Genomic DNA, 24,300 nt, shown 5'->3' on the forward strand with positions numbered 1-24,300 from the left:
GCCGGACGGTGTCGCCCCCCAAAAGCTCGGGCCGGATTATCTAACAAAAACTCCATCCCGTGGAATGGGAAAGATATCGGCTATTCATTCACCGGATGCCCGGTGCGCTTTTCGATCTCCCGCTATTCTAGCGCGCTTCGGCCGCAAGATGCCGCGTCGCATCAGATCTGGAACGCCGTGTCTCGCTCCTTGCGGCGTGTCTCGCGGCGGACACAAACCTTAAAAAATTGCGCCCTGCCGATGCACAGGCAGGAGAGTTGGACCGACAATGCCTGCATCACAAGACCGGCATCGTCCCTCCTGCGTCAAGCATGCGATGCACCAGGCCAGTCCCTGCCATGCGCTCCGCGCGACGTACTTGCAGTGGCCTGATGACCTGACATCTGTGCACGGTGACCCGTGCCAAATGCGGCGGCTCGTTGCACCAAAGACTCTTTTGGAGACTTGCACATGGACGCTTTCCCATCGGCCGGAAATGCTTGCCGGAACTGCTTCGGCGCGCTCCTGCGCGGGCCGTTGCAGGAGCGATGGCGCACTCTTTCCGACCAGTGAGTATAAATCACGTTTGCGGCGTAACTCACCTCGGAAGCAAACGTACCCCGGAAAGCGCTACCTCAAAGTACCTTCGAAATCATGGAAACCGCCAATCAAAAATTCGCAAAGCGCCTGCGCGCAGCGATGGAAAAAGCAGGATACGAACCCAAGCCCGCCGTTCTGGAACGGGAATTCAATCTACGTTACTGGGGCAAGCCGATGACGCTGCACGGCGTACGCCGCTGGCTGCTGGGCGAGTCGATGCCCAAGCAGGACAAGCTGGAAACGCTGGCCGAATGGCTGATCGTGACGCCACAGCATCTGCGCTTCGGCGAGGAGATCAGCAAGCGCATCGACAAGCGCCGCGCGCGCTGGGAAGAAGCCATCGGCTACCGCGAGCGCGAGGCCTTCGAAGCCTTCATCAATCTGCCTGCGCCCCAGCGCAAGATCGTCAAGGAAGTGATCTTCGCCTTCTCGCAAGTCGCCATCCAGGCGTCAGAAAAAGCCGCTGCACCGACCAAGACCGCCACCACCCGCCGCCGCACCCGCACCTGAAGACGCGCTCCCGCAGCGTTCGCTGCGTGCTCCTCTCGTGTCGTTTCCCGAGATTTCTCCCCCTCCCGAATCACGATCCCGCTCCCCCCTGGGATCTTGCTTCCTTCCTTTCTTGTTCTTGTTCCGCCCGCGTGCGATCCGCCGCCGGCGCTTGCTGCTGCGCGCGTCCCGCCTGTCAATCTGTCAGCTTCCCGCATGGCGGGAGTCGCTGTGGCGAATCACCCACGCAGCAGTGCATCAATTTCCCACGCGTGCCGCCACGTCGACGCAGTGATCGACCTGCTCCGCGATGGCTTGCGGTACCGGGCGCTGCCCCGCCAATACCTCGTTGATCCAGGCGGCAGTAGCGGCGGCGTCCTGGCCTTCGGGCAGGTCGGGCAATTCCTCCGCCACGCTCTGCTTTTCCACCAGCACGGTGCGGGTGCCGCGGCTGAACCAGTCGATGCGCTGGGCGCGCCGCGCATTGGCCACGGTCTCGCCTTCGGTGCCGCGCATGAGGAAGGCGTCGCCGCGATCATGCGGGGCGGCGTGACTGAAGTAGTCGGTCAGCATCTCCAGGTATTCCGGATGGGTATACGACGTCAGACGCAAGGCGGGCTGCGCAAACGGTTGCATGATTTTGACCAGCGTATGCGTGGAGTTGCGCACGCCGAGGATGCGGCGCAGATCGAGCAGGCGCGACACGGCCGGGGCCAGCGCAGCAATCGGGATGAAGGCCGGCAGGCCGGCGGCCATGCGCGCTTCGGCCTCGGCGGCGGAGGCCGCATGCGGCACCCCCAGTGCAGTGAAAATCTCGGCGCTGGTCACGCGCTGCGGATCGTGGGTGACGCCGTGCATCAGCACGGGGACTCCGCGGCGCACCAGCAACAGGCACAGCAGCGGCGTCAGGTTGGCCATCTTGCGCGAGCCGTTGTAACTGGGCAGCACCACCGGCGCATAGGGACCCGCGGGCGCATGCAGGGGCGTGAAGGAGGCCTCGGCGGCCGCCAGGAAACCGGCGATCTCCTCGACCGACTCGCCCTTGATGCGCATGGACAGCAGGATGCCGCCAAGTTCGAGATCACTCACGCGGCCATCGAGCATGGCGGCATACATCAGTTGCGCATCCTCGCGCGAAAGACTGCGGGCACCGTCCTTGCCGCGTCCTATTTCCTTGATGAAACGGGCGGCTGCGAACGGGGCCGGTGACGAGGCAGCGGCACTGGCGACAGGCTCGACGGCCGCAGCCGGAGCAGGAATGTGGGCATCGTTTTGCATGGCCGAAGGGTACACCAAAACCGCCGCCTGCCGCAGCCGGGGCGCTTGCCCGGTGGCTTTCCATTACAATAGCGCCTTTGCCGCACGGCCCCCACCGGGCTCTTTTTGCGGCGGCTTCATTGAGTCCATCCCCATGTTAGTTCTCGGCGTCGAATCTTCCTGTGACGAAACCGGCCTTGCTCTGTACGACACCGAGCGCGGCCTGCTGGCGCATGCCCTGCATTCGCAGATTGCCATGCACCAGGAATATGGCGGCGTAGTCCCCGAGCTGGCCTCGCGCGACCACATCCGCCGCGCCATTCCCCTGCTGCAGCAAACCCTGGCCGATGCCCAGGTGCAAGCCGCCGACATCGACGCCATCGCCTACACGCAAGGACCGGGTCTGGCCGGGGCGCTGCTGGTGGGCGCATCGGTGGCCTGCGGACTGGGTCTGGCGCTGGACAAGCCGGTACTGGGCATCCATCACCTGGAAGGCCACCTGCTCTCGCCGCTGCTGGCGAGCAAGCCGCCGCGCTTTCCCTTCATCGCGCTGCTGGTCTCGGGCGGGCATACGCAACTGATGCGGGTCGATGGCGTGGGCCGCTATGAACTGCTGGGCGAGACGCTGGATGATGCCGCCGGGGAAGCTTTTGACAAGTCGGCCAAGTTGCTGGGACTGGGATATCCGGGGGGACCGGCGATCTCGCGCCTGGCCGAGTTCGGCGATCCAGGCGCATACCAGTTGCCGCGTCCGATGCTGCATTCCAAGAATCTGGATTTCAGTTTCTCGGGCTTGAAGACGGCGGTGCTGACCGTGGTCAAGCAGCACAGCGCCAACATCTGCGAACAGGACAAGGCCAACATCGCGCGCGGTTTCGTCGATGCCATCGTGGACGTACTGGTGGCCAAGTGCATGACGGCCCTGAAACAGACCAACCTGAAGCGTCTGGTCATCGCCGGCGGTGTCGGTGCCAATGCGCAGCTGCGCGCGGCCCTCAATGCGGCGGCGGCCAAGCGGCGTTATGAAGTGTTCTACCCGGAGCTGCAATTCTGCACCGACAACGGCGCCATGATCGCCTTCGCCGGTGCCATGCGCCTGCGCGAGGAGCCGGGTGCGGCGCGCAAGGAATACGGTTTCGGCGTGCGTCCGCGCTGGCCGCTGGATGAGTTGCGGCCGCCGCAGCGGCAGGAAGACACTACCACCGCCTGAATCGCGTAAATCATTTAAACGATATAAACAAAAAGGGCCGCAATGCAAATTGCGGCCCTTCTTTTCATTCCAATCGGCAGGCTTACTTGGCCGCCTTCTTCTTGTCACCAATGCGGCTTTCCTTGCCCGCCAGCAGATTGCCGATGTTCTTGCGATGGCGATAGATCAGCAGTGCCGCCATGGCGACCACGGCCAGCAGGATGCCATCGGTGGTACCGAACAGCAGGCCGTAATAGAACGGTGCAAACAGCGCTGCCACCAGCGCTGCCAGCGAGGAATAACGGAAAGCGAAGGCCACCACCAGCCAGGTCGCCAGCGTGGCCAGACCGAGCCACGGGTTCAGCGCCAGCAGGATACCCAGTGCAGTAGCCACGCCCTTGCCGCCGACGAAGCGGAAGAACACCGGCCACAGGTGCCCGAGGAAGACCGCCAGCGTCACCAGCGCGATGCCGGTATCGTCCACGCCATAGTGCGGACCGAATTTCTGCGCCAGCCACACCGCCAGCCAGCCCTTGAAGCCATCGCCCAGCAAGGTGAGCGCGGCGGCCTTCTTGTTGCCGCTGCGCAGGACATTGGTCGCGCCCGGATTCTTTGATCCATAGGTGCGCGGATCGGACAGGCCGAACAGCTTGGACACCAGCACCGCAAAGGACAGTGAACCGATCAGGTAGGCCGCGATGGCAAAGAGGATGTTGTACATGAGGTGGGGCTTTCTGCTTTTGCTTTCTGTTGTCTCTGTTATCGGGGAGCGGCGTCAGCACGCGTCAAGTGTCGTCAAGTGTGAGCGTGACGGTTCACGCCGCATCGGCCAGCGCACACTGTACCGCCTTGGCCGGCAACACCTTCAGGATCACCGCCGGATCGATGCCGATCAGGAAACCGCGCCGTCCGCCGTTGATGTAAATCTTGTCCAGTTCGAGGATGGTCGACTCCACATAGACCGGCATGGTCTTGCGCGTGCCGAAGGGCGAAGTACCGCCGATCAGGAAGCCCGAGTGGCGGTTGGCCACCTCCGGCTTGCACGGCTCGACCGACTTGCAGCCGATCTGGCGCGCCAGATTCTTGGTGGAGACCTTGCAGTCGCCATGCATGAGTACCAGCAGCGGCTTGGCGGCTTCGTCCTGCATCACCAGGGTCTTGATGACCGCATGCTCATCCACGCCCAATTCGCGCGAGGACACCGAGGTGCCGCCGTGCTCCTCGTAGGCGTAGGGATGCTCGGTAAACGCCACGCCTTGCTTGCGCAGGAATTGCGTGGCGGGAGTTTCGGAGATGTGTTCTTTCTTGGCGCTCATCGGTCTCTTCCTGACGGTACACTGACCGGCCGCACAGGCCGGCCGGGCCGTCATGGGCGCACATTATGCCGCAAGATCAGCCGCGGGGGTGATGTGCGGCATGCAGTTGCTTGAGGCGTTCGCGTGCGACGTGGGTGTAAATCTGCGTCGTGGAAATATCGGCATGGCCCAGCAGCAGCTGCACCACGCGCAGGTCGGCCCCATGGTTGAGCAGGTGCGTGGCAAAGGCATGCCGCAGCGTGTGCGGCGACAGGCGCACCGTAATACCGGCCTGCAGCGCGTATTTCTTGATGAGGGTCCAGAACATCTGGCGCGTCATCGGCCCGCCCCGTGCGGTCACGAAGAGCGCATCATCGATCTGTCCCTGCAGGATCTGGCTGCGCGCCTCGGCGAGGTAGCGCGCCATCCACGCACCGGCTTCCTCGCCGAAGGGCACCAGGCGCGTCTTGCTGCCCTTGCCGGTCACGCGCAGCACGCCTTCGTTCATGCCGACCTCGATGCTCTTCAAGGTCACCAGTTCCGAGACCCGCAAGCCGCTGGCATACATCAGCTCGATCATGGCGCGATCACGCAGGCCCAGCGGCGTGGACACATCGGGCGCGGCCAGCAGCGCTTCCACCTGCCCCTCCGACATGGTCTTGGGCAGGCGCTGCGGCTGGCGCGCCGAGCGCAGCTTCAGGCAGGGATCGGCGGTGACGTGATGTTGGCGCAGGGCCAGTTGGAAGAAACGTTTCAATACCGCCAGGCGGCGATTGGAGGAACTGGGCTTGGTCTCATCGTGGCGCGCCGCGAAATAGGCGTTGAGATCTTCGGCCTGCGTCTCGTAAAGGGCCTTGGCGCGCTCCTGATACAGCCAGTGCGCGTACAGGGTCATGTCGCGCCGGTAGGCTTCCAGCGTGTTTTTGGACAGGCCATCTTCCAGCCACAGGCTGTCACAGAATTCGTCGATGGCCTCGCGGCTCACGGACGGGGCTTCGATCTTTGGTGTGGTGCGTCCCATGCGACTTCTTCAGTATCCCGCCACGCCTTCATGGCGCAGCAGCCAGCGCTTGACCTCCAGGTGGAAGCCATCCTCATCGTCATGATGCGAGAAGCCGCCCAGGCCGCCCGCCGCCGTCACCCGATGACAGGGAATCACCAGCGGATACCAGTTGGCCCCGCAAGCCTGTCCGACCGCGCGCGGCGCGGACTGGATGCGCTTGGCGACCTGGCCATAGGTCAGCACCTGACCACAGGGAATCTCGGCAATGGCATGCCAGACGCGCTGCTGGAAGGCGCTGCACACGCTCAGCAGCGGCAGTTCGAAACGAAAAGCGGGGTCAGCCAGGTAACGCGTGATCTGCTGCACTGCCTGCGCGGCCACGGCATCGGTGGCATCCTTCTCGGCGTAATGCGGCGGCAGGTAAACCATCTCGACCACGGCCCCGGCCTGGGTGCGCACGCCCATGCCGCCGAAGGGCGTATGCACTACGGCGGAGAACAGGGCGGTCAGTGGAGAATCTGCTGGGGTCATCGGGAGCCGTGGCGTGGACCTGGGGCAGCTATTGTAAGCAATTCACGCGCGGGCTTGATACCATCAGGCAAAACTTGATGGAGACCGCATGAGCACCGCCCCCTTGCATACCGATCCGGACCACCTGGTCATCACCGCCCCCACGCTCAAATCCGGCATGGTCTGGGTGGAACAGTGCCTGGGCGTTTCCATGGCACCGCGCATTGGCGGCCAGCATGTGCGACTGGGGACGCACAATGCACTGCTGTCGCTGGGCGAAGGCTTCTATCTGGAAGTCATCACCATCGACCCCAACGCCGATGCGCCCGAGCGGCCGCGCTGGTTCGGCATGGATCATCTGGGCAAGGACGCTGCGCCCCGCCTGGCGCACTGGGTGGCCCGCACCAGCGATATCGCGGCGGCCGTAGCGGCCAGCCCCGTTTCACCGGGCGTGATCGAACCCATGAGCCGCGGCGCGCTGGACTGGCTCATCACCATCGCCGCCGATGGAACATTGGCCTGCGAGGGCGTGATGCCGTCGCTGATCCAGTGGCTCAGCCAGCCGCACCCGGCCAGCGCCCTGCCCGACCGCGGATGCCGTTTGCAGCAACTGGTTCTGGAACATCCCGCCGCGCAGGATCTGCAGGCCGCATGCCGGGCCATCGGACTGGACGATGCGCGTATCGTGTTGCAGGAAGGAAAGCAGGCCAGCCTGCGTGCTGTGGTGTCGACGCCACACGGGGAGCGGGTACTGGGCTGACGGCGGCGTGCGGGAGGTAAAACATATAAACCGTATAAACGATTTATACACATCATCAGCACCACGCGACACAAAGAAAAAAGGCGCATCCGCGGATGCGCCTTCAAAATACTCCAGATGCATTCCCGACCGTTTGAACGGTTTCAATCGAATGCACGTCTCCTCAGTTTCCCGGTATTGATACCGTTTGTTATGCACCACCCGCTTTGTATTCGGTGCTGCCTCGCCACGCCCGGACCGATGTGTCGGAGGGGTCGCCGCCAAGGCAAGTACATCAACAACTCACTAGAAAAACCTAAAACAAAACTCGATTGCCAGGGCGGCAAATACACGGCGCCGATTCAGCAAAGCACGCACTTTAGCAGCACTTTGTGCCGTCTCAAAGCACTTTTTCAGGGCAAAACCAACATACTTTTCAGCAACTTGACAGACATCTGACGAAATCGGCACCGGCCTGGTGCAAGCCAGGTAACGGCGCCGATTTCATCGTCTCACGGCGTGGTTGCGGATCAGTTGTAGATCAGGTTCGGCAGCCACAGCGACAGGCCCGGCCAGTAGGTCACCAGCGCCAGGAAACCGAGCATGGTCAGCAGCCACGGCATGACCGCAATGGTCAGTTCGGTGATGCCCATCTTGGTGATGCCCGAGGCCACGTAAAGATTCAGGCCCACCGGCGGATGGCACATGCCCACTTCCATGTTGACCACGATGAGGATGCCGAAGTGCACCGGATCGATGCCCAGCTTCATCGCCACCGGGAACAGGATCGGTGCCAGGATCAGCACGATCGACGACGGCTCCATCACGTTACCGGCCAGCAGCAGCAGGATGTTGACCACCAGCAGGAAGGTGATCGGTCCCAGTCCCGAATCGGTGATCCATGCCGCCATCGTCTGCGGAATGTTTTCACTGGTCACCAGGAAGGAGAACAGCACCGCATTGGTGATGATGTAGAGCAGCATGGCCGACATCGACGCCGAATCCAGCAGCACCTTGGGCACCTGCTTCAGGCTCAGGTCCTTGTAGACGAAGACCGCGATGAAGAAGGCATACACCGCCGCCATGGCCGCAGCTTCCGTCGGCGTAAACACCCCAGAGTAGATACCCCCCATGACGATGACGATCAGGAACAGGCCCCAGCCGCTCTTGCGGAAGGCTGCAGCGCGCTCGGCCCAGGTCGCCTTCTTCAGACGCGGATAATTGTTCTTGCGCGCCAGGAACCAGGTGGTCAGGCCCAACAGGAAGGCCAGCAGCAAGCCCGGTACCACGCCCGCCATGAACAGTTTGCCCACCGAGGTATTGGTGGAGACCGAATACATCACCATCACGATGGAAGGCGGGATCAGGATGCCCAATGCGCCGGAAGTCGTGATCACCCCCGCGCCGAAGCGATTCGGGAAACCCTGCTTGACCATTGCCGGCAGGATGATGGAGCCGATGGCCACCACAGTGGCCGGCGACGAGCCGGACACCGCTGCGAACAGCGCGCAGGCCAGCACCCCGGCCAGCGCCAGGCCACCGTGCCAGTGACCGACCATGGAGGTGGCGAAGTTGATCATGCGCCGCGCCACACCGCCGTGAGTGAGGAAATTGCCAGCGAGGATGAAGAACGGGATGGCCATGATCTCGAACTTCTCGATGCCCGTGAACAGCTTCAGCGCCACCGACTGGATCGGCACGTCGGTCATCGTGAACAGGAAAGTCAGGACCGTCAGGCCGAGCGAGATCGAGATGGGCATCCCGGTCAGCATCAGCCCGAACAGCAAGACGAAAATGATCAGTGCATTCATGCTTTACCTCCGCTGGTTTCTTCGTCCAGACCTTCCACGTGGGCATGGTCATGCTTGGGCAATTCGCCGGTCCGATAAAAATTCCACGCGACCTGGAGGAAACGGAAGCACATCAGGTACGACCCCAGCGGCACGGCCAGGTAGACGATCCACATCGGCAATTCCAGCACTTCAGAAGTACTGTCGTGCTGCGCGATGTCGTAGACGAACTCGGCACCGAAGGTCCCGACGATGCCGGTAAAGAGCGCGCCGGCAAACAGACCGAAGAGCACGAACTTGTTGCGCCACGGGGTGTTCATGCGGTTGATGAGCACATCGACGCCGACGTGGATGCCGGTGCGCACGCCGTAAGCGGCGCCGAACTTGGCCATCCACACGAACATGAAGATGCACAGCTCCTGGGCCCAGCTCATGTTGATCTGGATGAGCTGGTCCTGCAGCCAGGGAATATCCAGGCCCGAGGCGTAGCGGTGTACCACCGCCACGAAAATGATGAAGGTGGCCGCGGCCATGAGGAACGCGATCAGCCACTCTTCCAGGTGGTCGAGTAACTTCATGAAGTCTCCTTGCGCCAGCAGGCCGATACCGCAGTGGTATCAGCCCATGACATTGCTTGTTCGGATTGTTCTTGTCTGCAATGCGCCCGCTTCATTGCGAAGGCGGGCGCCCGTTGGAGCCAACGGATTTACTTCTGGCCCAGCGCGGCCGATTCCTTGTTGACGGCGTCGATCAGCTCTTTGCCGATGCGGCTGGCCATCTGCTGCTGTACCGGCAGCAGCGCCTTGCGCCACTCCGCTTTCTGCGCGTCGGTCAGACGGTAGACGGTAGTCTTGCCGGTCTTTTCGACGGCGGCGAGCGCCGCATCGTTTTCCTGCTGGGCGATGGCATTGGCGTACTTGGTCGCATCCTTCATGGCGCCTTCGAGCTGGGTGCGCACGTCGGAGGGCAGGCCATCCCAGAACTTCTTGTTGACGATCACCGCATAGCCCAGATAACCGTGGTTGGAGACGGTGACGTGCTTCTGCACTTCATGCATCTTCTGGGTGTACAGGTTCGAGGGCGGGTTCTCGGTGCCATCGACCACGCCGGTCTGCAGCGCCTGGTAGACCTCGGAGAAGGCCAGCACCTGCGGGTTGGCACCCAGTGCGCGCATCTGGGCATCCAGCACCTTGGAGGACTGGATGCGCATCTTCAGGCCACGGAAGTCCGAGGGCTGATGCAGCGGCTTGTTGGCCGACATCACCTTGAAACCGTTGTCCCAATAGGCCAGGCCGGTGATGCCCTTGGGCTCCAGCTTCTTGAACAGATCCTTGCCGATCGGACCTTCGGTCACCCGGTACAGCACGTCCTTGCTGGGGAAGATGTAAGGCAGGTCGAAGACTTCGAACTCCTTCACGCCCAGCGGACCGAACTTGGCCAGCGACGGCGCGAGCATCTGCACGGCACCGAGTTGCAGGGCTTCCAGTTCTTCCTTGTCCTTGTACAGCGTGCTGTTGGGATAGACCTCGACCTTCACGCGGCCCTTGGTGGCCTTCTCGGCCAGCTCCTTGAAACGCTCGGCGGCCTTGCCTTTGGGCGTGTCGTTGGCCACCACGTGACTGAACTTGATGATGATGGGCTGTTGCGCGAAGGCGCTGGCCACCAGGCCGGCATTGACGACAGTCGCCGCAGCCAGCGCAAAGACGATGGACTTCAGTTTCATGCTTGTCTCCCCAATGAGATGGAAATGATTTAGTTAGTAATTTTTATGGACTAAGGCCGGTCTTGGCGGGGACCGGATTGTGCTGGCGAATTTTGCGCGGCCTCACCAAAACGGAGCAAGTGTGGTTAACCACAATGTCCCTGCCGTCCACTTCCCGCCACGCAGGAAGCTGGCGCAAGCTTTTGGGCGCGGCTACACTGGCGGCGTCATGAAAACCGTCCCGCCGCCCCCGATCGCTCCCCAGCCCGATGCCGCCTCGCAGCTGCAGGCCTCCGGCCGCAAGACCACCATGCGCTGGCTGATCCCTTTCCTGCTGGTGTGCCTGTTCCTGGCCACGCTGATCTGGCTGCCGCGCCAGGCCCAGCAGATGGAAGCCAGCGAACGGCTCGAGCAACTGATCGCCGATTCGCTGTGGGTGGAACAGGCGATCCGCTTCCAGCTCAGCCGCGATGACGAGAGCATGCGCATCATCGGCCGCGAGATCAGCAACGGCCGCCTGCATCAGGATCATTTCCGCAGCCGCCTGAACGCCCTGCTGCGCAACAACCGCGAGTTCTATCGCGTGACCTGGTTCAATGCCGAAGGCCATCCGGTCGCTTCAACCGATGATCTGCCTATCAGCCGCAAGGACCTCTCGCAACCCTCGCTGATGACGGCCGACCGCGCGCGCCAGATGCGCCGTCCGCTCTACAGCCCGCCGGCCATCCCGCCCGGCATCGCCGAGCCGATGCTGATGGACTATCACGTGCCGCTGTTCCATGACAATCACTACATCGGCAGCCTGGTGGCCAGCTATGCGGTGGCACGCATCCTCAACGAGATGGTGCCGTGGTGGTTCGCCCAGGACAATGAAATCTCGCTCACCGATACCGATGACAACGTGGTGGCACGCCGCACCTCGGGCGGACCGGGCCTGAACGTCTACACCCATCGGCGTGAACTGGAGCTGCCGGGCTTGACGCTGGTGCTGCATACCAACAGCACCAAGAGCGCACCCAAGCTGCTGCCCAACCTGCTGGTGGGCTCGGTGATCGTGCTCTCGCTGGGTCTGCTGTGGAGCCTGTGGGCGCTGTGGCGCGACATCAACCGCCGGACCAAGGCCGAGAAGGCCCTGCTCAACGAAGCCGTGTTCCGTGCCGCGATGGAAAATTCACTGGTCACCGGCATGCGCGCCCGCGACCTGCAGGGCCGCATCACCTACGTCAATCCGGCCTTCTGCAAGATGGTCGGCTTCGCGGCCGAAGAACTGGTCGGCAAGATCCCGCCCATGCCTTACTGGGCGCCGGAAGCCATGGATGAATACCAGGAGCGTTTCTCCAACGTGCTGGCCGGGCGCGCCACGCCGCAATTCGAGACCATCTTCCAGCGCCGCGACGGCGAGCGCTTCCCGGTGCTGATCTTCGAATCGCCGCTGGTGGACCAGGATGGCAAGCAGACTGGCTGGATGGGTTCCATCCTCGACATTTCCGAACGCAAGCGAGCCGAAGACCTCAACCGCACCCAGGAAGAAAAACTGCAGGCCAGCGCCCGCCTGGCCAGCATGGGCGAGATCGCCTCGACCCTGGCGCACGAGCTGAACCAGCCGCTGGCGGCCATCTCCAGCTATACCACCGGGGCGCTGAACATGATGCAGCAGGGCCAGGCCGATCCCAAGGCGCTGCAGCCGGCGTTGGAAAAGATCCACACCCAGGCCCAGCGCGCCGGCCACGTGATCCGCAGCGTGCACCAGTTCGTCAAGAAGCGCGAACCGGCGCGCCAGCGTCTGCAGATCCGACAGTTGGTGGACAACGTGGCCCCGCTCATCGAATTGCAGGCCCAGCAGTTCTTCGTGGTGCTGCAATGGCAGGTGCCCAAGTCGCTGCCGCCGGTGCTGGGCGATCAGGTATTGCTGGAGCAGGTGATCCTGAACCTGACCCGCAACGGCATCCAGGCCATGGCCGCCGTGCCCTCGGCGCGCCGCATCCTGCGCGTGACGGCCGAGCTGACCCGCAATGACGATGGTGCAGAATCGGTCACGGTCTCGGTGATCGACCAGGGGCACGGGATTGCCGAGGAAGTGGCGGCGCGCCTGTTTTCTCCCTTCTTCTCGACCAAGGCCGAGGGCATGGGCATGGGCTTGAACATCTGCCGCACCACCATCGAATTCCACGGCGGCACGCTCACTTACACCGATAACCCGGCAGGCGGTACAATCTTCCGGTTTTCGCTGCCCGCCCAAAGCGGGCAGCCACAATAACGAGACGCCCCTCCCACACTGGATTCCCGCCCCGCATACCGATGCTGCACATAGTCGACGACGAAGAAATCATCCGCGATTCGCTGACCTGGCTGGCGCGCTCGCGCAATATCGCCGCCATCGGCTATGAAAGCGGTGCCGCCGTGCTGGGCGCACTGGCCCATGCCAGCGGCATCGACGCCGAGGGCGAATGCCTGCTGCTGGACGTGCGCATGCCCGGCACCAGCGGCGTGGCGCTGTTCAATGAACTCAAGACCAAGGGCCTGCTGCACCGGCGTCCGGTGATCTTCCTCACCGGTCACGGCGATGTGCCGATGGCGGTGGATATGCTCAAGAACGGTGCCTTCGATTTCTTCGAAAAGCCCTTCAACGACAACCAGTTGATGGACCGCGTGCTGGAAGCGCTGGAAAGTTCGCGCGCCGGCAGTGCCGAGGATGCCGTGCAGAGCCGCCTGGCGGCGCTGTCCGCGCGCGAGCGCGAAGTGCTGGACCTGATCCTGGCCGGAAAGATGAACAAGGTCATTGCCGATGAGCTGGGCATCAGCATGCGCACCGTGGAAGTCCATCGCGCCCACATCTTCGACAAGATGAACGTCAAGACTGCCGTCGAGCTGGCACGCCTGCTGAAGTAAGCACGTGGAGATCCTCAACCTCCTGCTGCCGGACTTCAGCCTCATTGCACTGGGCCTGCTGATCCATCGCATTTCCAACTGGGGCGAAGAATTCTGGGCCGGCATGGAGAAGCTGGTCTATTTCATCCTCTTCCCTGCGCTGCTGTTTTATTCGACGGCGCGCCTGAAGGTTGATCTCTCGGTCACCGGCGGCATGGTGCAGACGGGCGTTGCGGCGCTGCTGGTGGGCATCGCGCTGACCTGGCTGGGCAAACCCTTCCTGCGCGCCACGCCCATGACCTACGAGTCGGGCATGCAATGCGCCTTTCGCTTCAATTCCTATATCGCGCTGGCACTGGCCACCCGCATGGCGGGCGAAGAAGGCGCGGGCCTGATGGCCATCCTGCTGGGTTTTGGCGTGCCCCTGTGCAATATCGCGGCGGTCCATGCGCTGGCCGCAAAAAACAGCAACCTGCTGCGCGAGCTGGCCCGCAATCCCTTGCTGGTGGCGACTGCTGGCGGGTTGACGTTTTCTGCACTAGGGCTGCATTTGCCGGAAGTGGCCAGTGTGGTGCTCTCGCGGCTGGGCGCGGCTTCCATTGCGTTGGGCCTGCTGATGGTCGGGGCCGGACTGCGGCTGTCGGGTTTGAAAGAAAGCAAGCCGGTAGTGGCCTGGTTCATCGTCATCAAGCTGGTTGCAGTGCCGCTGGCCGCTTACCTGATCGGCATGCTGCTGCAGCTGCCACCGCTGCAGTGGCGCATCGTGGTGCTGTTCTGCAGCCTGCCCACCGCCTCCAGCGCCTACATCCTGGCCGCGCGCATGGGCGGCAACGGGCCCTTCACGGCCTTCCTCATTTCATTCGGGACGCTGCTCTCGGCATTGAGCATTCCGGTTTGGCTGGCGCTGGTGCATTGATCCTGCCGCATCAGGCCAGCCCTGCTGTCTAGCGCACCGGCTGCACCACGATGCGGTGCTCGGTGACTTTCTCGATGGCCCCGCGTGAATACAGCAGCGGGAAATACTCGCCCTTCAACCACTTGTCGGCCAGATCGCGATAGTGCGGGCTGTCGGGGTCGCCCGACTGGCCCGGCGCATTGACGGCCCAGGAATTGTCCCAGCGGCCTACGTCCACCACCACGCGGAAGGAGGGCCCGTTGGTCTGGCGAAAATCATTGACGCGATAGGTCGACTGATTGGGCGAATAGGCCCCGCCATGCTTGGGCATGGGTCCGACGTTGAGCTTCTTGCGGGTCGCCTCATCCACCACATCGGCCAGCGGATGCGCCATCAGGTTGTGGTGCAGCTTGCCCCATTGCCATTGCGACGGATCCGCGCCTTGCAGCTTGGCCAGTTCGGCCCAGGCAGCACCGAGGCTGGAGAGCAGCACCTGATCGCGCCGGACGCGCGCCTGCGCAGCATCGGCGCCGAAGGCGGGTACCGGGTTTTCCAGCGTATCGAGCAGCACTGCCGTATCAGGCGCCCCCATCGCATCGGCAGCCGTCTTGGGCAGCACGGCTTCCTTGAAGGCCTTGCCGAGATGGCGCGAGAGCCAGACTTCGTACAGTGCCGGCTGGGCCGACTCGCTGCGTTCGACATAATCCCACTGGCCCAGCATGGCCAGCGCAGCGCGGGTGTTGGCGTCATCGGAGGACAAGGGCTTGAGCAAGGCGGCCAGGCGGCGTGCGGGGATGGCCAGGTCATCGTTCTGCAGCCGCATCGAATCCTGCAGCGAGACCTTGGGCAGGCTGGCCAGCACTTCGCTGATGCGGGTGAAGCGCGAATTGTTGGTCCACTCGAATCCGAGCTTGCGCTCGCGGTAGGGATAATCGGCAGGAAGATTCATCTGGTTGGCCGAGGCAAACCAGCCCTGCGCCGGATTGTAGGACGAGGGCAGCTGGTCGCCGCGCCAGAAGCCGGACCATTCATATCGCCCGTCACCCGGCACCGGTAGCAGCCCGTCCCAGTTGGGCCGCTTCGGTGCCAGCCCGCCCGGCACCCAGCCAATGTTGCCTTTGGTGTCGGCATAGACCTGGTTCTCGGTGGGCGCGCCCCAGTTCAGCATGGACTGCTTGAAGTCCTTGAAATTGCGCGTGCGCATGTAGGCGATGCTGCCGAAGTAAGGCGACATGCCCGGCTCCAGCCAGCCCGACCGTACCGCGTAGGCCAGGTGTTTGGCCTGATCGACGTAGATCACCGGACCATGGCGCGTGAAACTCAGATCGGCCACGGCGGGTGCGCCGTTCTTGATGCGCACCGGTTCATGCAGTACGCGCATCGATTCCCACTGGCCCTGATAGCGGTATTGCTGTGGATTGTCGGGATTGAGCTGGTAGACGTAGAGGTCTTCCTGATCGATGTTGAAGATGGTCAACCCGAAGGCGATGCTGCCGTTGTGGCCGATGGAGATGCCCGGCAGGGCCGGTTCGCCGGCCCCGATGACGTTCATGCCCGGTGCGCTCAGGTGGGCGATGTAGCGCAGCGACGGGGCCGAATAGGCGCGATGCGGATCGTTGGCCATGATGGCGCGGCCGGTGGCCGACTTCGACGGGGCGATGACCCAGTTGTTGCTGCCCTCCATGGTCTCTTCCGGATTGACGGCCGGCTCGATGCGCACCAGCTGGCTGTCGCCTGCCGTGGTGGCGGCGTTCAGGCTCTCCTTGGTAATCCGCACGCCCTGCGTGGCCAGCGTGAAGACCTGCAGCAGGTCCTTGGGCAGGCAAGGGTCCAGACCCTCTGGCATCCCCGCGGTCCAGGGCGGGGTCAGGCCGGAGCGGATTTCATCGGATTTCAGATCGGCCGCGCACGCCACCTTGGCGCGCGCCACTTCGCTTTGCAGGTTGCGCGTGAGGCCGTGGCTGCGGATGCGCACCACGTCCTCGGCCTGCCACTTGGCCGGCAGATAGCCCAGCTGGCGGAATTCGTAAGGCAGTTTTTCCTGATGCAGGGAGACGTAATCGATATACGCATTGATGCCTTCCACGAACGCCTCCGCCACGCTTTCCGCACCGGGACCATAGGCGGCCCATTCACGCCGCATGTCGCCGCGGTAGAGGAACAGCCGGGTCGCACGGTCCTGAGGCAGATAAGCGGGACCGAACACTTCGGAGAGCTGGCCCAGCCCGCGCCGACGCCACAGGTCGATCTGGAACAGGCGGTCACGCGCGGCATTGAAACCCTGCATGAAGAAGGCATCGCGCTCGCTGGCGGCATAGATGTGGGGCACGCCCCAGCGGTCGATGAGGATCTCGGCGCGTTGCTGCAGGCCGGGGATGGCGATCTTTTCGGTCGATGCGCGCTGGGCACTGGCCGCCAGCGGCAGGCTCGCAGCCAGCGCGCTGGCCAGCAGGACGGCACGATTCAGTCTGGGCATGGGGTGTCTCCTCCTTGTTGGGAGGGGTCACTCTACTCCATCTGCTCCTGCGACTCCATGGACTCCATGACGGGCCAGCGCCCAGGCCACATGCTCGGCCACCAGCGCTGACGGATGATCCAGGCGCGCCCGCAAGGCCGCCACGATCTCCGCATCGCCACGGTGCGAGGGTGCATCGGCCGCATTGCCCAGCCCGACGGCCAGGTTGCGCAGCCAGCGTTCATGGCCGATGCGGCGGATGGCGCTGCCTTCGGTGTTCTTCAGGAAGGTGTCCTCGCTCCAGCCGAACAGCTCGACCAGGCTCGCCCGGTCGAGGCCATGGCGCGGATCGAAGTCCGGCAGGCTGGCACGCTGGGCGAACTTGTTCCACGGGCAGTAGAGCTGGCAGTCGTCGCAGCCATAGATGCGGTTGCCGATGAGCGGGCGCAGGTCTTGCGGGATGCTGCCCTTGAGTTCGATGGTGAGATAGGAGATGCAGCGCCGCGCATCCAGCTCATAAGGGGCGACGATGGCCCCCGTCGGACAGGCCGTGATGCACGCGCTGCATTGGCCGCAGTGCGAGGTGACCGGTTCATCCACCGGCAGCGGCAGGTCGGTCAGCATCTCGCCCAGGAAGAACATCGAGCCGGCCTCCCGATGCAGCAGCAGCGTATGCTTGCCGCGCCAGCCCAGTCCGGCCTTCTCGGCCAGGGCCACTTCCATGACCGGGGCCGAATCGGTGAAGACGCGGTAGCCGAAGGGGCCGATGCGGCCCTCGATGCGGGTGGCCAACTGCTGCAGGCGGGCGCGCAGGACCTTGTGGTAATCGCGTCCGCGTGCATAGATCGAGACCTGGGCGGCCGCCGGATCGGCGCTGCGCGCCTCTTCGCGGGCGCGCCAGTCAGGTTGCTCGGGCTGATCCGGATCGGCGGCGGCCGGCAGGTAGGGCATGCGCACGCTCACCACGCGCACCGTGCCCGGCACCAGTTCGGCCGGCCGTGCCCGTTTCAGGCCGTGGCTTGCCATATAATCCATCTCGCCGTGATAACCCTTGTCCAGCCAGGCCTGGAAGCCCGCCTCGCGGTGCGACAGGTCGACATCGGCGATGCGCACCTCGGCAAACCCCAGCTCCCGGCCCCAGGCCTTGATGGCGGCCGCCAGCGCCACCAGGCCGGCGGGATCGGCGATGGCAGTGCTCCCGATCGGATCGGCAGGCGTGGGGTGAATGGACATGAGCGCTTGAACCTTCAGACTAGAACCTTGTAACGAACCATCCCGGATGACCCAGAACAGCATGAGCATGCAGCGACTCCACCTCCACCTGCCCGACGAAGCCGCCACCGCCCGCCTCGGGGCCGACCTGGCCCAGGTGCTGGCGCCGGGCCTGGCGATCTACCTGCACGGCGACCTCGGGGCCGGCAAGACCGCGCTCACGCGCGCCCTGCTGCATGCGGCGGGCTACCAGGGGCGGGTCAAGAGCCCGACCTACACGCTGGCGGAGCCTTATGAAGTTTCCTTCGCAGGCCGCATGGTAACAGTCATCCACTTCGATCTGTACCGCATGGCCAGCCCGGAAGAATTTCTCGATGCCGGTTTTCGTGAACATTTCAACGAAAACTCCGTCTGTATCGTCGAATGGCCTGAAAAGGGCGATCCGGTGTTGCCGCCACCGGACATACACGTCAACCTGTCGCTTGCAGGGGACGGTCGTGATGTAGAATTGCGTGCGTTGTCCGACAAGGGTCATCAATGCCTCGCTCGACTGAAATTCGCTCCCAACCTGTGAAGTCCAAAACCCGCCGCACCATCCTCAAAGCCGGCGGCGCCCTGTTCGTCTCCGTCGTCACTCCCCTGCCCGCTCTGGCTTCGCAGATCCTGGCCGTGCGTGTCTGGCCGTCCGAGGACTACACCCGCGTCACGCTGGAAAACGACAGCGACCTCAAGGTCACCCACTTCGTGGTCAAGAACCCGGAGCGCCTGGTGGTGGACATCGAGGGCATCGACCTCAACAGCACCCTGAAGGACCTGGTCGCCAAGATCCAGCCCAACGACCCCTACATCAAGCAGGTACGCGTGGGCCAGAACCGGCCCAGCGTGGTGCGCCTGGTGTTCGACCTGAAGGACGAGATCAAGCCGCAGGTCTTCACCCTGGCCCCGGTGGGCGAATACAAATACCGCTTCGTCATCGACCTGTACCCGGCCGCGCCGCCCGATCCGATCGCCGCCCTCATCCAGAAGGGCGAGTGGAACAAGGAAAGCCCGGCCACCCCGCCGCTGGCGCAGGCCCCGGCCGCACCGCCCAAACCCGATCCGGCCCCGCTGGCCGAGATCAAGCCGCAGCCGGAAGACAAGACCGAGCGCAACCCCAAGGTGGTGCCGGACGAGCCGCGCATGCAGCTGACCCGCATGATCACCATCGCGCTGGATCCCGGCCACGGCGGCGAAGACCCCGGTGCCACCGGTGCGCGCGGCAACCGCGAGAAGGACGTCGTGCTGTCCATCGCCAAGCGCCTCAAACGCAAGATCGAGCAATACCCCAACATGCGCGTCATGCTGACCCGTGATGCCGACTTCTTCGTGCCTCTGGGCCAGCGCGTGGTCAAGGCGCGCAAGGTGCAGGCCGATCTGTTCGTGTCGATCCATGCGGATGCCTTCGTGCAGCCGACGGCGCGCGGCTCCTCGGTGTTCGCCCTGTCGGAAAAGGGGGCCAGCTCCACCGCCGCCCGCTGGCTGGCCAACAAGGAAAACTCGGCCGACCTGATCGGCGGCGTCAACATCAAGACCCATGACCGCCAGCTGGCCAGCGTGCTGCTGGACCTGTCGACCACGGCGCAGATCAACGACAGCCTGCGCGTGGGCAATGCGGTGCTGAAGGAAATCGGCGGCATCAACAAGTTGCACAAGGGCGCGGTGGAACAGGCCGGCTTTGCCGTGCTGAAGGCTCCGGACATTCCCAGCATCCTGATCGAGACCGCCTTCATCTCCAACCCGGAAGAAGAAGCCAAGCTCACCGACGAGCGCTATCAGGAGCAAATGGCCGATGCCATCCTGACCGGCATCCGCAACTACTTCGCCAAGAACCCGCCGCTGGCCAAGAATCGCCTGACCTGAAAGTCGGCCCTGGCAGGCAACAAAAAACCCGGCACTGCAGTTGCAGGCCGGGTTTTTTATCGGGCGCGTCCTGCCGGGAAGGCGGACATCAGGCGTTGCTGACCTTGCGCTTGCCGCGCAATTTGCGCCACAGCTGCCACAGCGCGCCCAGCACGATGGGAACGATGGCACCGACGATGCCGATGAGCACCAGCGTATTGAGGTTCTCCCGCACCACCGGAATATTGCCGAACAGGTAGCCCAGCACCACCAGGCTGACCACCCACAGGAAGGCACCCAGCACGTTGAACAGCTGGAAGCGCGCAAAGCTCATGGCCGAGACGCCGGCGATGAAGGGCGCAAAGGTGCGCACGATGGGGGTGAAACGGGCGATCACGATGGTCTTGCCACCGTGTTTCTCGTAGAAGCTGTGGGTCTTGCGCAGGGCGTCGGGGTTGAGCCAGCGGTAGTTGTGGGTATAGACGCGTTGCCCGACCCAGCCGCCGATCCAGTAATTGAGCGTGTTGCCGGCCACCGCGGCGGCGATCAGCAGGCCCATCAGCAGCCAGATGTCCATGGCCCCCAGCGCACAGAAGGTACCGGCGATGAACAGCAGCGAATCCCCCGGCAGGAAGGGCAGGACCACCAGCCCGGTTTCACAGAAGACAATCAGGAACAACACCGCATAAATGAGCGGGCCGTACTGCTCGATCAGGACGCCCAGATATTTGTCCACGTGCACCAGCACGTCCAGCCACTGCAGATAATCCATAAAGCCCAATCTTTGGTGATTCATCAAGGCCGAGGCTCCCCATCGCCGCGCGGCCGGATATTTCCCTTCAGCAACTTCGTCGGGACCTATCGCACAGGCAAAGCGATCTCGCGCACCTGCGCAGGCATCATACAACACTCACCCCGCTGCAACTCAAGAAGCCCCGATACCGGCCGATAAAATCCTTGAGGAAACTTGCCGCAAGAAGATCCTCACACAAGCTCGCAGAGCGTTGTGTGGCGGCCCGCCAAGGCCGCCGCCCGCACGCACAACCGGAAGAATTTGGCATATGATCAAAGTCAGATTCGTTCAGTTTTGATGTCACGAATATGCATCATCAAGCATGTTCTGCGCCTTTCCGCGGCGCGGTCGCTGGCGGTAAGGCAGACGGGACGGCGCTGACGGACGGGCAAATGGAAGCCACCGGGGGAAAACGGGGAACCCGGGCAATCGCAACTCCGCACTGCATGAGGCAAGACGCACGGGCGTCAATACCGGCCAGAGGGGGCGCTGTATGGGGAGCCAGGAGTCATTCGTGGGCCAGTTCGATCATCCGTCGCAGCCGCAGGGGGATCACCAGCGCCTGCGCGAGGAGGAACGCGAGGCGCTGCTGGGCGCGCTCTGGCGTTCCATGGCCATTCTCGAATTCGCTGCCGATGGCAGCATCCTCGATGCCAATGACAAATTCCTCGGCATGCTGGGCTACCAGCGACATGAAGTGGTGGGCCAGCATCACCGCATGCTGTGTGACCCGCTCTCTGTCGAGACCGAGGACTACCAGCGCTTCTGGCAGCACCTGCGCCAGGGCGAGGTGATCGCCGGCACGCTGCAGCGGCGCAGAATCGACGGCACCATCGTCTGGCTGGAAGCCCTGTGCAGTCCGATCCTGGATGGCAGCGGCCAGCTGCGCAAGGTGATCTCGGTGGCGGCCGACATCAGTTCGCACATCGACGATTCGCATCACAGCAACAATGTGCTCAGCGCCCTGAACCGCTCGCTGGGCGTGGTCGAACTCTCGCCCCAGGGCATGATCCTGGCGGCCAACCGCAACTACCTCAAAACCATGGAATACCTGGCCGACGACCTGATCGGCCAGCCGCACAGCGTGCTGTGTCCGCCCGGCTATGCCGACAGCGAGGAATATGCGATCTTCTGGCGCGATGTCTGCAGTGGCCGCTTCTTCTCCGGCCGTTTCCCGCGCCGCACGCGCAGTGGTCGCACGATCTGGTGGGAAGCCACCTATTCGCCCCTGCTCGATCCCCAGGGCAAGGCCGAGCGCGTGATCTGCATCGGCAACGACGTCACCTACCGCGTCACCCGCGAAAAGAGCGACCGTGAACACCTGCACCTGCTCTCGCTGGGCATCAACGAAACCGACAATGCCGTGCTCATCACCGACGAGCAGAACCGCATCGTCTTCCACAACACCGGGTTCACCCGCATGCTGGGCTTCCAGAGCCAGCAGACCATCGGCAAGCTGCCACGCGAGCTGTTTGCCAGTCACCCGACGTTCGTCAAGTCGATCGAGCGCTGCCATGGCGAGCTGCTGCAGGGACACAGCTTTCACACCGAGGAACTGATCCACGACCTGCACGAACAGCCGGTCTGGATTTCGGCGGTGGTCAATCCCATCCTCGACGTGCAGGGCAAGCTCATCAATGCGGTCTGCGTGATGACCGACATCACCAATACCAAGGTCCATGAAGTCCTGCAGTATCGCGTGCTCAACGCCATGGCCCGCGATTCCTCGCTGGCCGAGCAGATGAACCTGCTGTGCGAAGAAGTGGAACGCGTCGCCCCCGAGGTGATCGCCTCGGTGCTGCGCGTGGATGAACAGGGCCGACTGCATACCCTGGCCGCGCCCAGCCTGCCGGAAGCCTACACACGCGCCATCGAGGGCATCCAGATCGGTCCGCTGGTGGGCTCCTGCGGCAGCGCCGCCTATACCGGCGAGAGCGTGGTCTCGGAAGAGATCGCCACCGATCCGCATTGGGCCGACTACAAGGAAATCGCCTTGAGCCACGGCCTGCAGGCCTGCTGGTCGACCCCGATCAAGTCGGCCGATGGCAAGGTCATCGGCACTTTCGGTTTCTACTATCGCCAGCCGCGCGCGCCGAGCGCCTTCCACCACCTGCTGGTGGATGCCGGCCTGCATCTGTGCGCGCTGGCCATCGAACGCGAAGCCTCGCGGGCGCGCATCCACCAGCTGGCTTTCTATGATTCGCTGACCGGGCTGCCCAACCGCAGCCTGCTGCTGGTACAGGCCGGGCAGGCGATCGCGGCAGCCGAGCGCAACCGCAGTATGGTGGCGGTGATGTTCATCGACCTTGATCGCTTCAAGCAGGTCAACGATTCGCTGGGCCACCAAGCCGGCGATGAACTGCTGCGCACGGTGGCCACGCGGCTGCAATCACAGGCGCGCCGCTCGGACATCGTCGGCCGTCTTTCCGGCGACGAGTTCGTGGTGGTGCTGACCCAATACGACACCGACCACCTGACCGAAGTGGTCAAGCGCATCCAGGAACGGCTGGCCATGCCCTGCCACATCAACGGCACGCCGCTCAATCCCTCGGCCAGCATCGGGGTGGCGATCTTCCCCGACAACGGCCACGACATCGAGACCCTGCTGCATCGCGCCGACATCGCCATGTACCAGGCCAAGGCCGTGAACCGGGGACGCTTCAGCTTCTTCAGCGAGGAGATGAACAGCCTCGCCCAGGAACGCCTGGTGCTGGAAGGCGCGCTGCGTGATGCCTTGCGCGGCGGCAGCTTCGAACTGCACTTCCAGCCGCAGATCAACCTGCACGACCTCAGCCTGCACGGCGTGGAAGCGCTGGCCCGCTGGCACGATCCGCAACTGGGGCAGATCTCGCCGGGCCGCTTCATCCCGATTGCCGAAGAATGCGGCCTGATCGGCGAACTGGGCAAGTGGGCGCTGGAAGAGGCCTGCTTCCAGCTGGCTGACTGGCGGCGGCGCGGGATCCAGGTGCCGTCGGTCTCGGTGAACCTGTCGGCCACCAATTTCCACGATCTCGACCTGCCGCAATTTCTCACCGGCCTGCTGCGCCGCTACAGCCTGGCACCGACCGACCTCACGCTGGAAATCACCGAGACCGTGCTGATGGATACCAACCCCAGCACCAACCAGACCATCGCCGCCGTGCATGCACTGGGCATTCCGCTGGCCATGGATGACTTCGGCACCGGTTATTCCAGCCTCGGCTACCTGCGCAAGCTGCCAGTCTCCGAACTCAAGCTGGACCAGAGCTTCGTGCGCGACATGGCCAAGGACGCGGCGGTGAGCGCCCTGACCAATGCGGTCATCCGCATCGGCGAAAGCCTCAAATTGACCGTGGTGGCCGAAGGTGTGGAAGATGCCGACCAGTACCGGCTGCTGATCAGCCAGGGCTGTGACGTGGCGCAGGGCTATTATTTTTCGCGGCCGATGTCGGCTGATCAACTCGAAAGCTGGGTGCGGGATTACCGCGGAGAAAACGCCGCTCCGCCGGGGGCGACAGGACCGCGCGGCTGAACTTGGAGAGAAATAAATACAAGCAGGCAAGAACAATCGAAAGTTCCATGCAAAAAAGGCACTTTCTCGCCGGAAAAACAACAGCACAGTTACATGTGGGCGCAAACATTCGAAGTATTTTGATGTAGCGCAAAA

20 protein-coding genes are annotated in these 24,300 nt (G+C 63.4%); 9 read left to right on the forward strand and 11 right to left on the reverse strand.

The window, feature by feature from the left end; translation table 11 throughout:
* Positions 1-633 precede the first annotated feature (633 nt).
* Positions 634-1,089 carry a hypothetical protein gene (locus tag ACWHXP_RS16210; protein ID WP_034334286.1) on the forward strand — a complete coding sequence of 152 codons (456 nt, stop codon included), beginning with the start codon at positions 634-636 and terminating at the stop codon, positions 1,087-1,089.
* 237 nt (positions 1,090-1,326) lie between these two features.
* Here ACWHXP_RS16210 and ybiB read toward each other — a convergent pair whose 3' ends face one another.
* Entirely contained in the window at positions 1,327-2,346 is a 1,020-nt protein-coding gene (ybiB, locus tag ACWHXP_RS16215) for a DNA-binding protein YbiB (RefSeq protein ID WP_121044818.1), read from the reverse strand.
* 133 nt (positions 2,347-2,479) lie between these two features.
* Here ybiB and tsaD point away from each other — a divergent pair, with 133 nt between their 5' ends.
* Complete coding sequence (gene tsaD / locus ACWHXP_RS16220; RefSeq protein ID WP_034334290.1) at positions 2,480-3,535, forward strand: tRNA (adenosine(37)-N6)-threonylcarbamoyltransferase complex transferase subunit TsaD; 1,056 nt, start codon at positions 2,480-2,482, stop codon at positions 3,533-3,535.
* A gap of 82 nt (positions 3,536-3,617) precedes the next feature.
* Here the strand turns inward: tsaD and plsY are convergent, their stop codons facing one another.
* The 4 genes from plsY to ACWHXP_RS16240 form a co-directional block, all read right to left on the reverse strand.
* Entirely contained in the window at positions 3,618-4,235 is a 618-nt protein-coding gene (gene plsY, locus ACWHXP_RS16225) for a glycerol-3-phosphate 1-O-acyltransferase PlsY (protein ID WP_121037592.1), read from the reverse strand.
* A gap of 94 nt (positions 4,236-4,329) precedes the next feature.
* Positions 4,330-4,830 (reverse strand): aminoacyl-tRNA deacylase, encoded by a 501-nt coding sequence (locus ACWHXP_RS16230; protein ID WP_039790088.1) that lies wholly within the window; start codon positions 4,828-4,830, stop codon positions 4,330-4,332.
* A 76-nt stretch (positions 4,831-4,906) separates the two neighbouring features.
* Positions 4,907-5,830 carry a site-specific tyrosine recombinase XerD gene (gene xerD / locus ACWHXP_RS16235; RefSeq protein ID WP_259434168.1) on the reverse strand — a complete coding sequence of 308 codons (924 nt, stop codon included), beginning with the start codon at positions 5,828-5,830 and terminating at the stop codon, positions 4,907-4,909.
* Between the two features lie 9 nt (positions 5,831-5,839).
* Entirely contained in the window at positions 5,840-6,343 is a 504-nt protein-coding gene (locus tag ACWHXP_RS16240; protein WP_489635552.1) for a methylated-DNA--[protein]-cysteine S-methyltransferase, read from the reverse strand.
* Positions 6,344-6,431: 88 nt separating this feature from the next.
* On the opposite strand from ACWHXP_RS16240, the gene ACWHXP_RS16245 reads away from it, so the two are divergent.
* Positions 6,432-7,082, forward strand: coding sequence for a VOC family protein (locus ACWHXP_RS16245; protein ID WP_489635551.1), 651 nt, complete (start codon positions 6,432-6,434; stop codon positions 7,080-7,082).
* A 509-nt stretch (positions 7,083-7,591) separates the two neighbouring features.
* Here ACWHXP_RS16245 and ACWHXP_RS16250 read toward each other — a convergent pair.
* The 3 genes from ACWHXP_RS16250 to ACWHXP_RS16260 all read right to left on the reverse strand — a co-directional run bounded on the left by ACWHXP_RS16250 (position 7,592) and on the right by ACWHXP_RS16260 (position 10,574).
* Positions 7,592-8,872, reverse strand: coding sequence for a TRAP transporter large permease (locus tag ACWHXP_RS16250; protein WP_489624683.1), 1,281 nt, complete (start codon positions 8,870-8,872; stop codon positions 7,592-7,594).
* Complete coding sequence (locus tag ACWHXP_RS16255; protein ID WP_121037603.1) at positions 8,869-9,429, reverse strand: TRAP transporter small permease; 561 nt, start codon at positions 9,427-9,429, stop codon at positions 8,869-8,871. Before ACWHXP_RS16255 ends, ACWHXP_RS16250 begins: the two co-directional genes overlap by 4 nt.
* A 128-nt stretch (positions 9,430-9,557) precedes the next feature.
* Positions 9,558-10,574, reverse strand: a complete 1,017-nt coding sequence (locus tag ACWHXP_RS16260; protein WP_088754662.1) for a TRAP transporter substrate-binding protein — start codon at positions 10,572-10,574, stop codon at positions 9,558-9,560.
* Between the two features lie 208 nt (positions 10,575-10,782).
* On the opposite strand from ACWHXP_RS16260, the gene ACWHXP_RS16265 reads away from it, so the two are divergent.
* From ACWHXP_RS16265 to ACWHXP_RS16275, 3 genes are read left to right on the forward strand one after another with little or no spacing between them, the layout of a single operon-like run.
* Entirely contained in the window at positions 10,783-12,810 is a 2,028-nt protein-coding gene (locus ACWHXP_RS16265; protein WP_039790098.1) for a PAS domain S-box protein, read from the forward strand.
* A gap of 41 nt (positions 12,811-12,851) precedes the next feature.
* Positions 12,852-13,442 carry a response regulator transcription factor gene (locus ACWHXP_RS16270; RefSeq protein WP_489624682.1) on the forward strand — a complete coding sequence of 197 codons (591 nt, stop codon included), beginning with the start codon at positions 12,852-12,854 and terminating at the stop codon, positions 13,440-13,442.
* 4 nt (positions 13,443-13,446) lie between these two features.
* Positions 13,447-14,337 (forward strand): AEC family transporter, encoded by an 891-nt coding sequence (locus ACWHXP_RS16275; RefSeq protein ID WP_034334306.1) that lies wholly within the window; start codon positions 13,447-13,449, stop codon positions 14,335-14,337.
* A gap of 28 nt (positions 14,338-14,365) precedes the next feature.
* On the opposite strand, the gene ACWHXP_RS16280 is transcribed toward ACWHXP_RS16275, so the two are convergent.
* Entirely contained in the window at positions 14,366-16,792 is a 2,427-nt protein-coding gene (locus ACWHXP_RS16280; RefSeq protein ID WP_489635550.1) for a penicillin acylase family protein, read from the reverse strand.
* A 27-nt stretch (positions 16,793-16,819) separates the two neighbouring features.
* Positions 16,820-18,004: a tRNA epoxyqueuosine(34) reductase QueG gene (gene queG, locus ACWHXP_RS16285; RefSeq protein WP_489635549.1), complete on the reverse strand. Its 1,185-nt coding sequence runs from the start codon at positions 18,002-18,004 to the stop codon at positions 16,820-16,822.
* A gap of 67 nt (positions 18,005-18,071) precedes the next feature.
* Here queG and tsaE point away from each other — a divergent pair, with 67 nt between their 5' ends.
* On the forward strand, positions 18,072-18,557 hold the full coding sequence (gene tsaE, locus ACWHXP_RS16290; RefSeq protein WP_039790104.1) for a tRNA (adenosine(37)-N6)-threonylcarbamoyltransferase complex ATPase subunit type 1 TsaE: 486 nt from the start codon (positions 18,072-18,074) through the stop codon (positions 18,555-18,557).
* On the forward strand, positions 18,521-19,882 hold the full coding sequence (locus ACWHXP_RS16295; protein ID WP_039790105.1) for an N-acetylmuramoyl-L-alanine amidase: 1,362 nt from the start codon (positions 18,521-18,523) through the stop codon (positions 19,880-19,882). Before tsaE ends, ACWHXP_RS16295 begins: the two co-directional genes overlap by 37 nt.
* 88 nt (positions 19,883-19,970) lie before the next feature.
* Here the strand turns inward: ACWHXP_RS16295 and ACWHXP_RS16300 are convergent, their stop codons facing one another.
* Complete coding sequence (locus ACWHXP_RS16300) at positions 19,971-20,633, reverse strand: VTT domain-containing protein (RefSeq protein WP_204727166.1); 663 nt, start codon at positions 20,631-20,633, stop codon at positions 19,971-19,973.
* Between the two features lie 514 nt (positions 20,634-21,147).
* Here ACWHXP_RS16300 and ACWHXP_RS16305 point away from each other — a divergent pair.
* Positions 21,148-24,165 carry a sensor domain-containing protein gene (locus ACWHXP_RS16305; protein ID WP_489624680.1) on the forward strand — a complete coding sequence of 1,006 codons (3,018 nt, stop codon included), beginning with the start codon at positions 21,148-21,150 and terminating at the stop codon, positions 24,163-24,165.
* Positions 24,166-24,300: the final 135 nt, after the last annotated feature.

The organism is Herbaspirillum sp. Her2, from assembly GCF_057961375.1.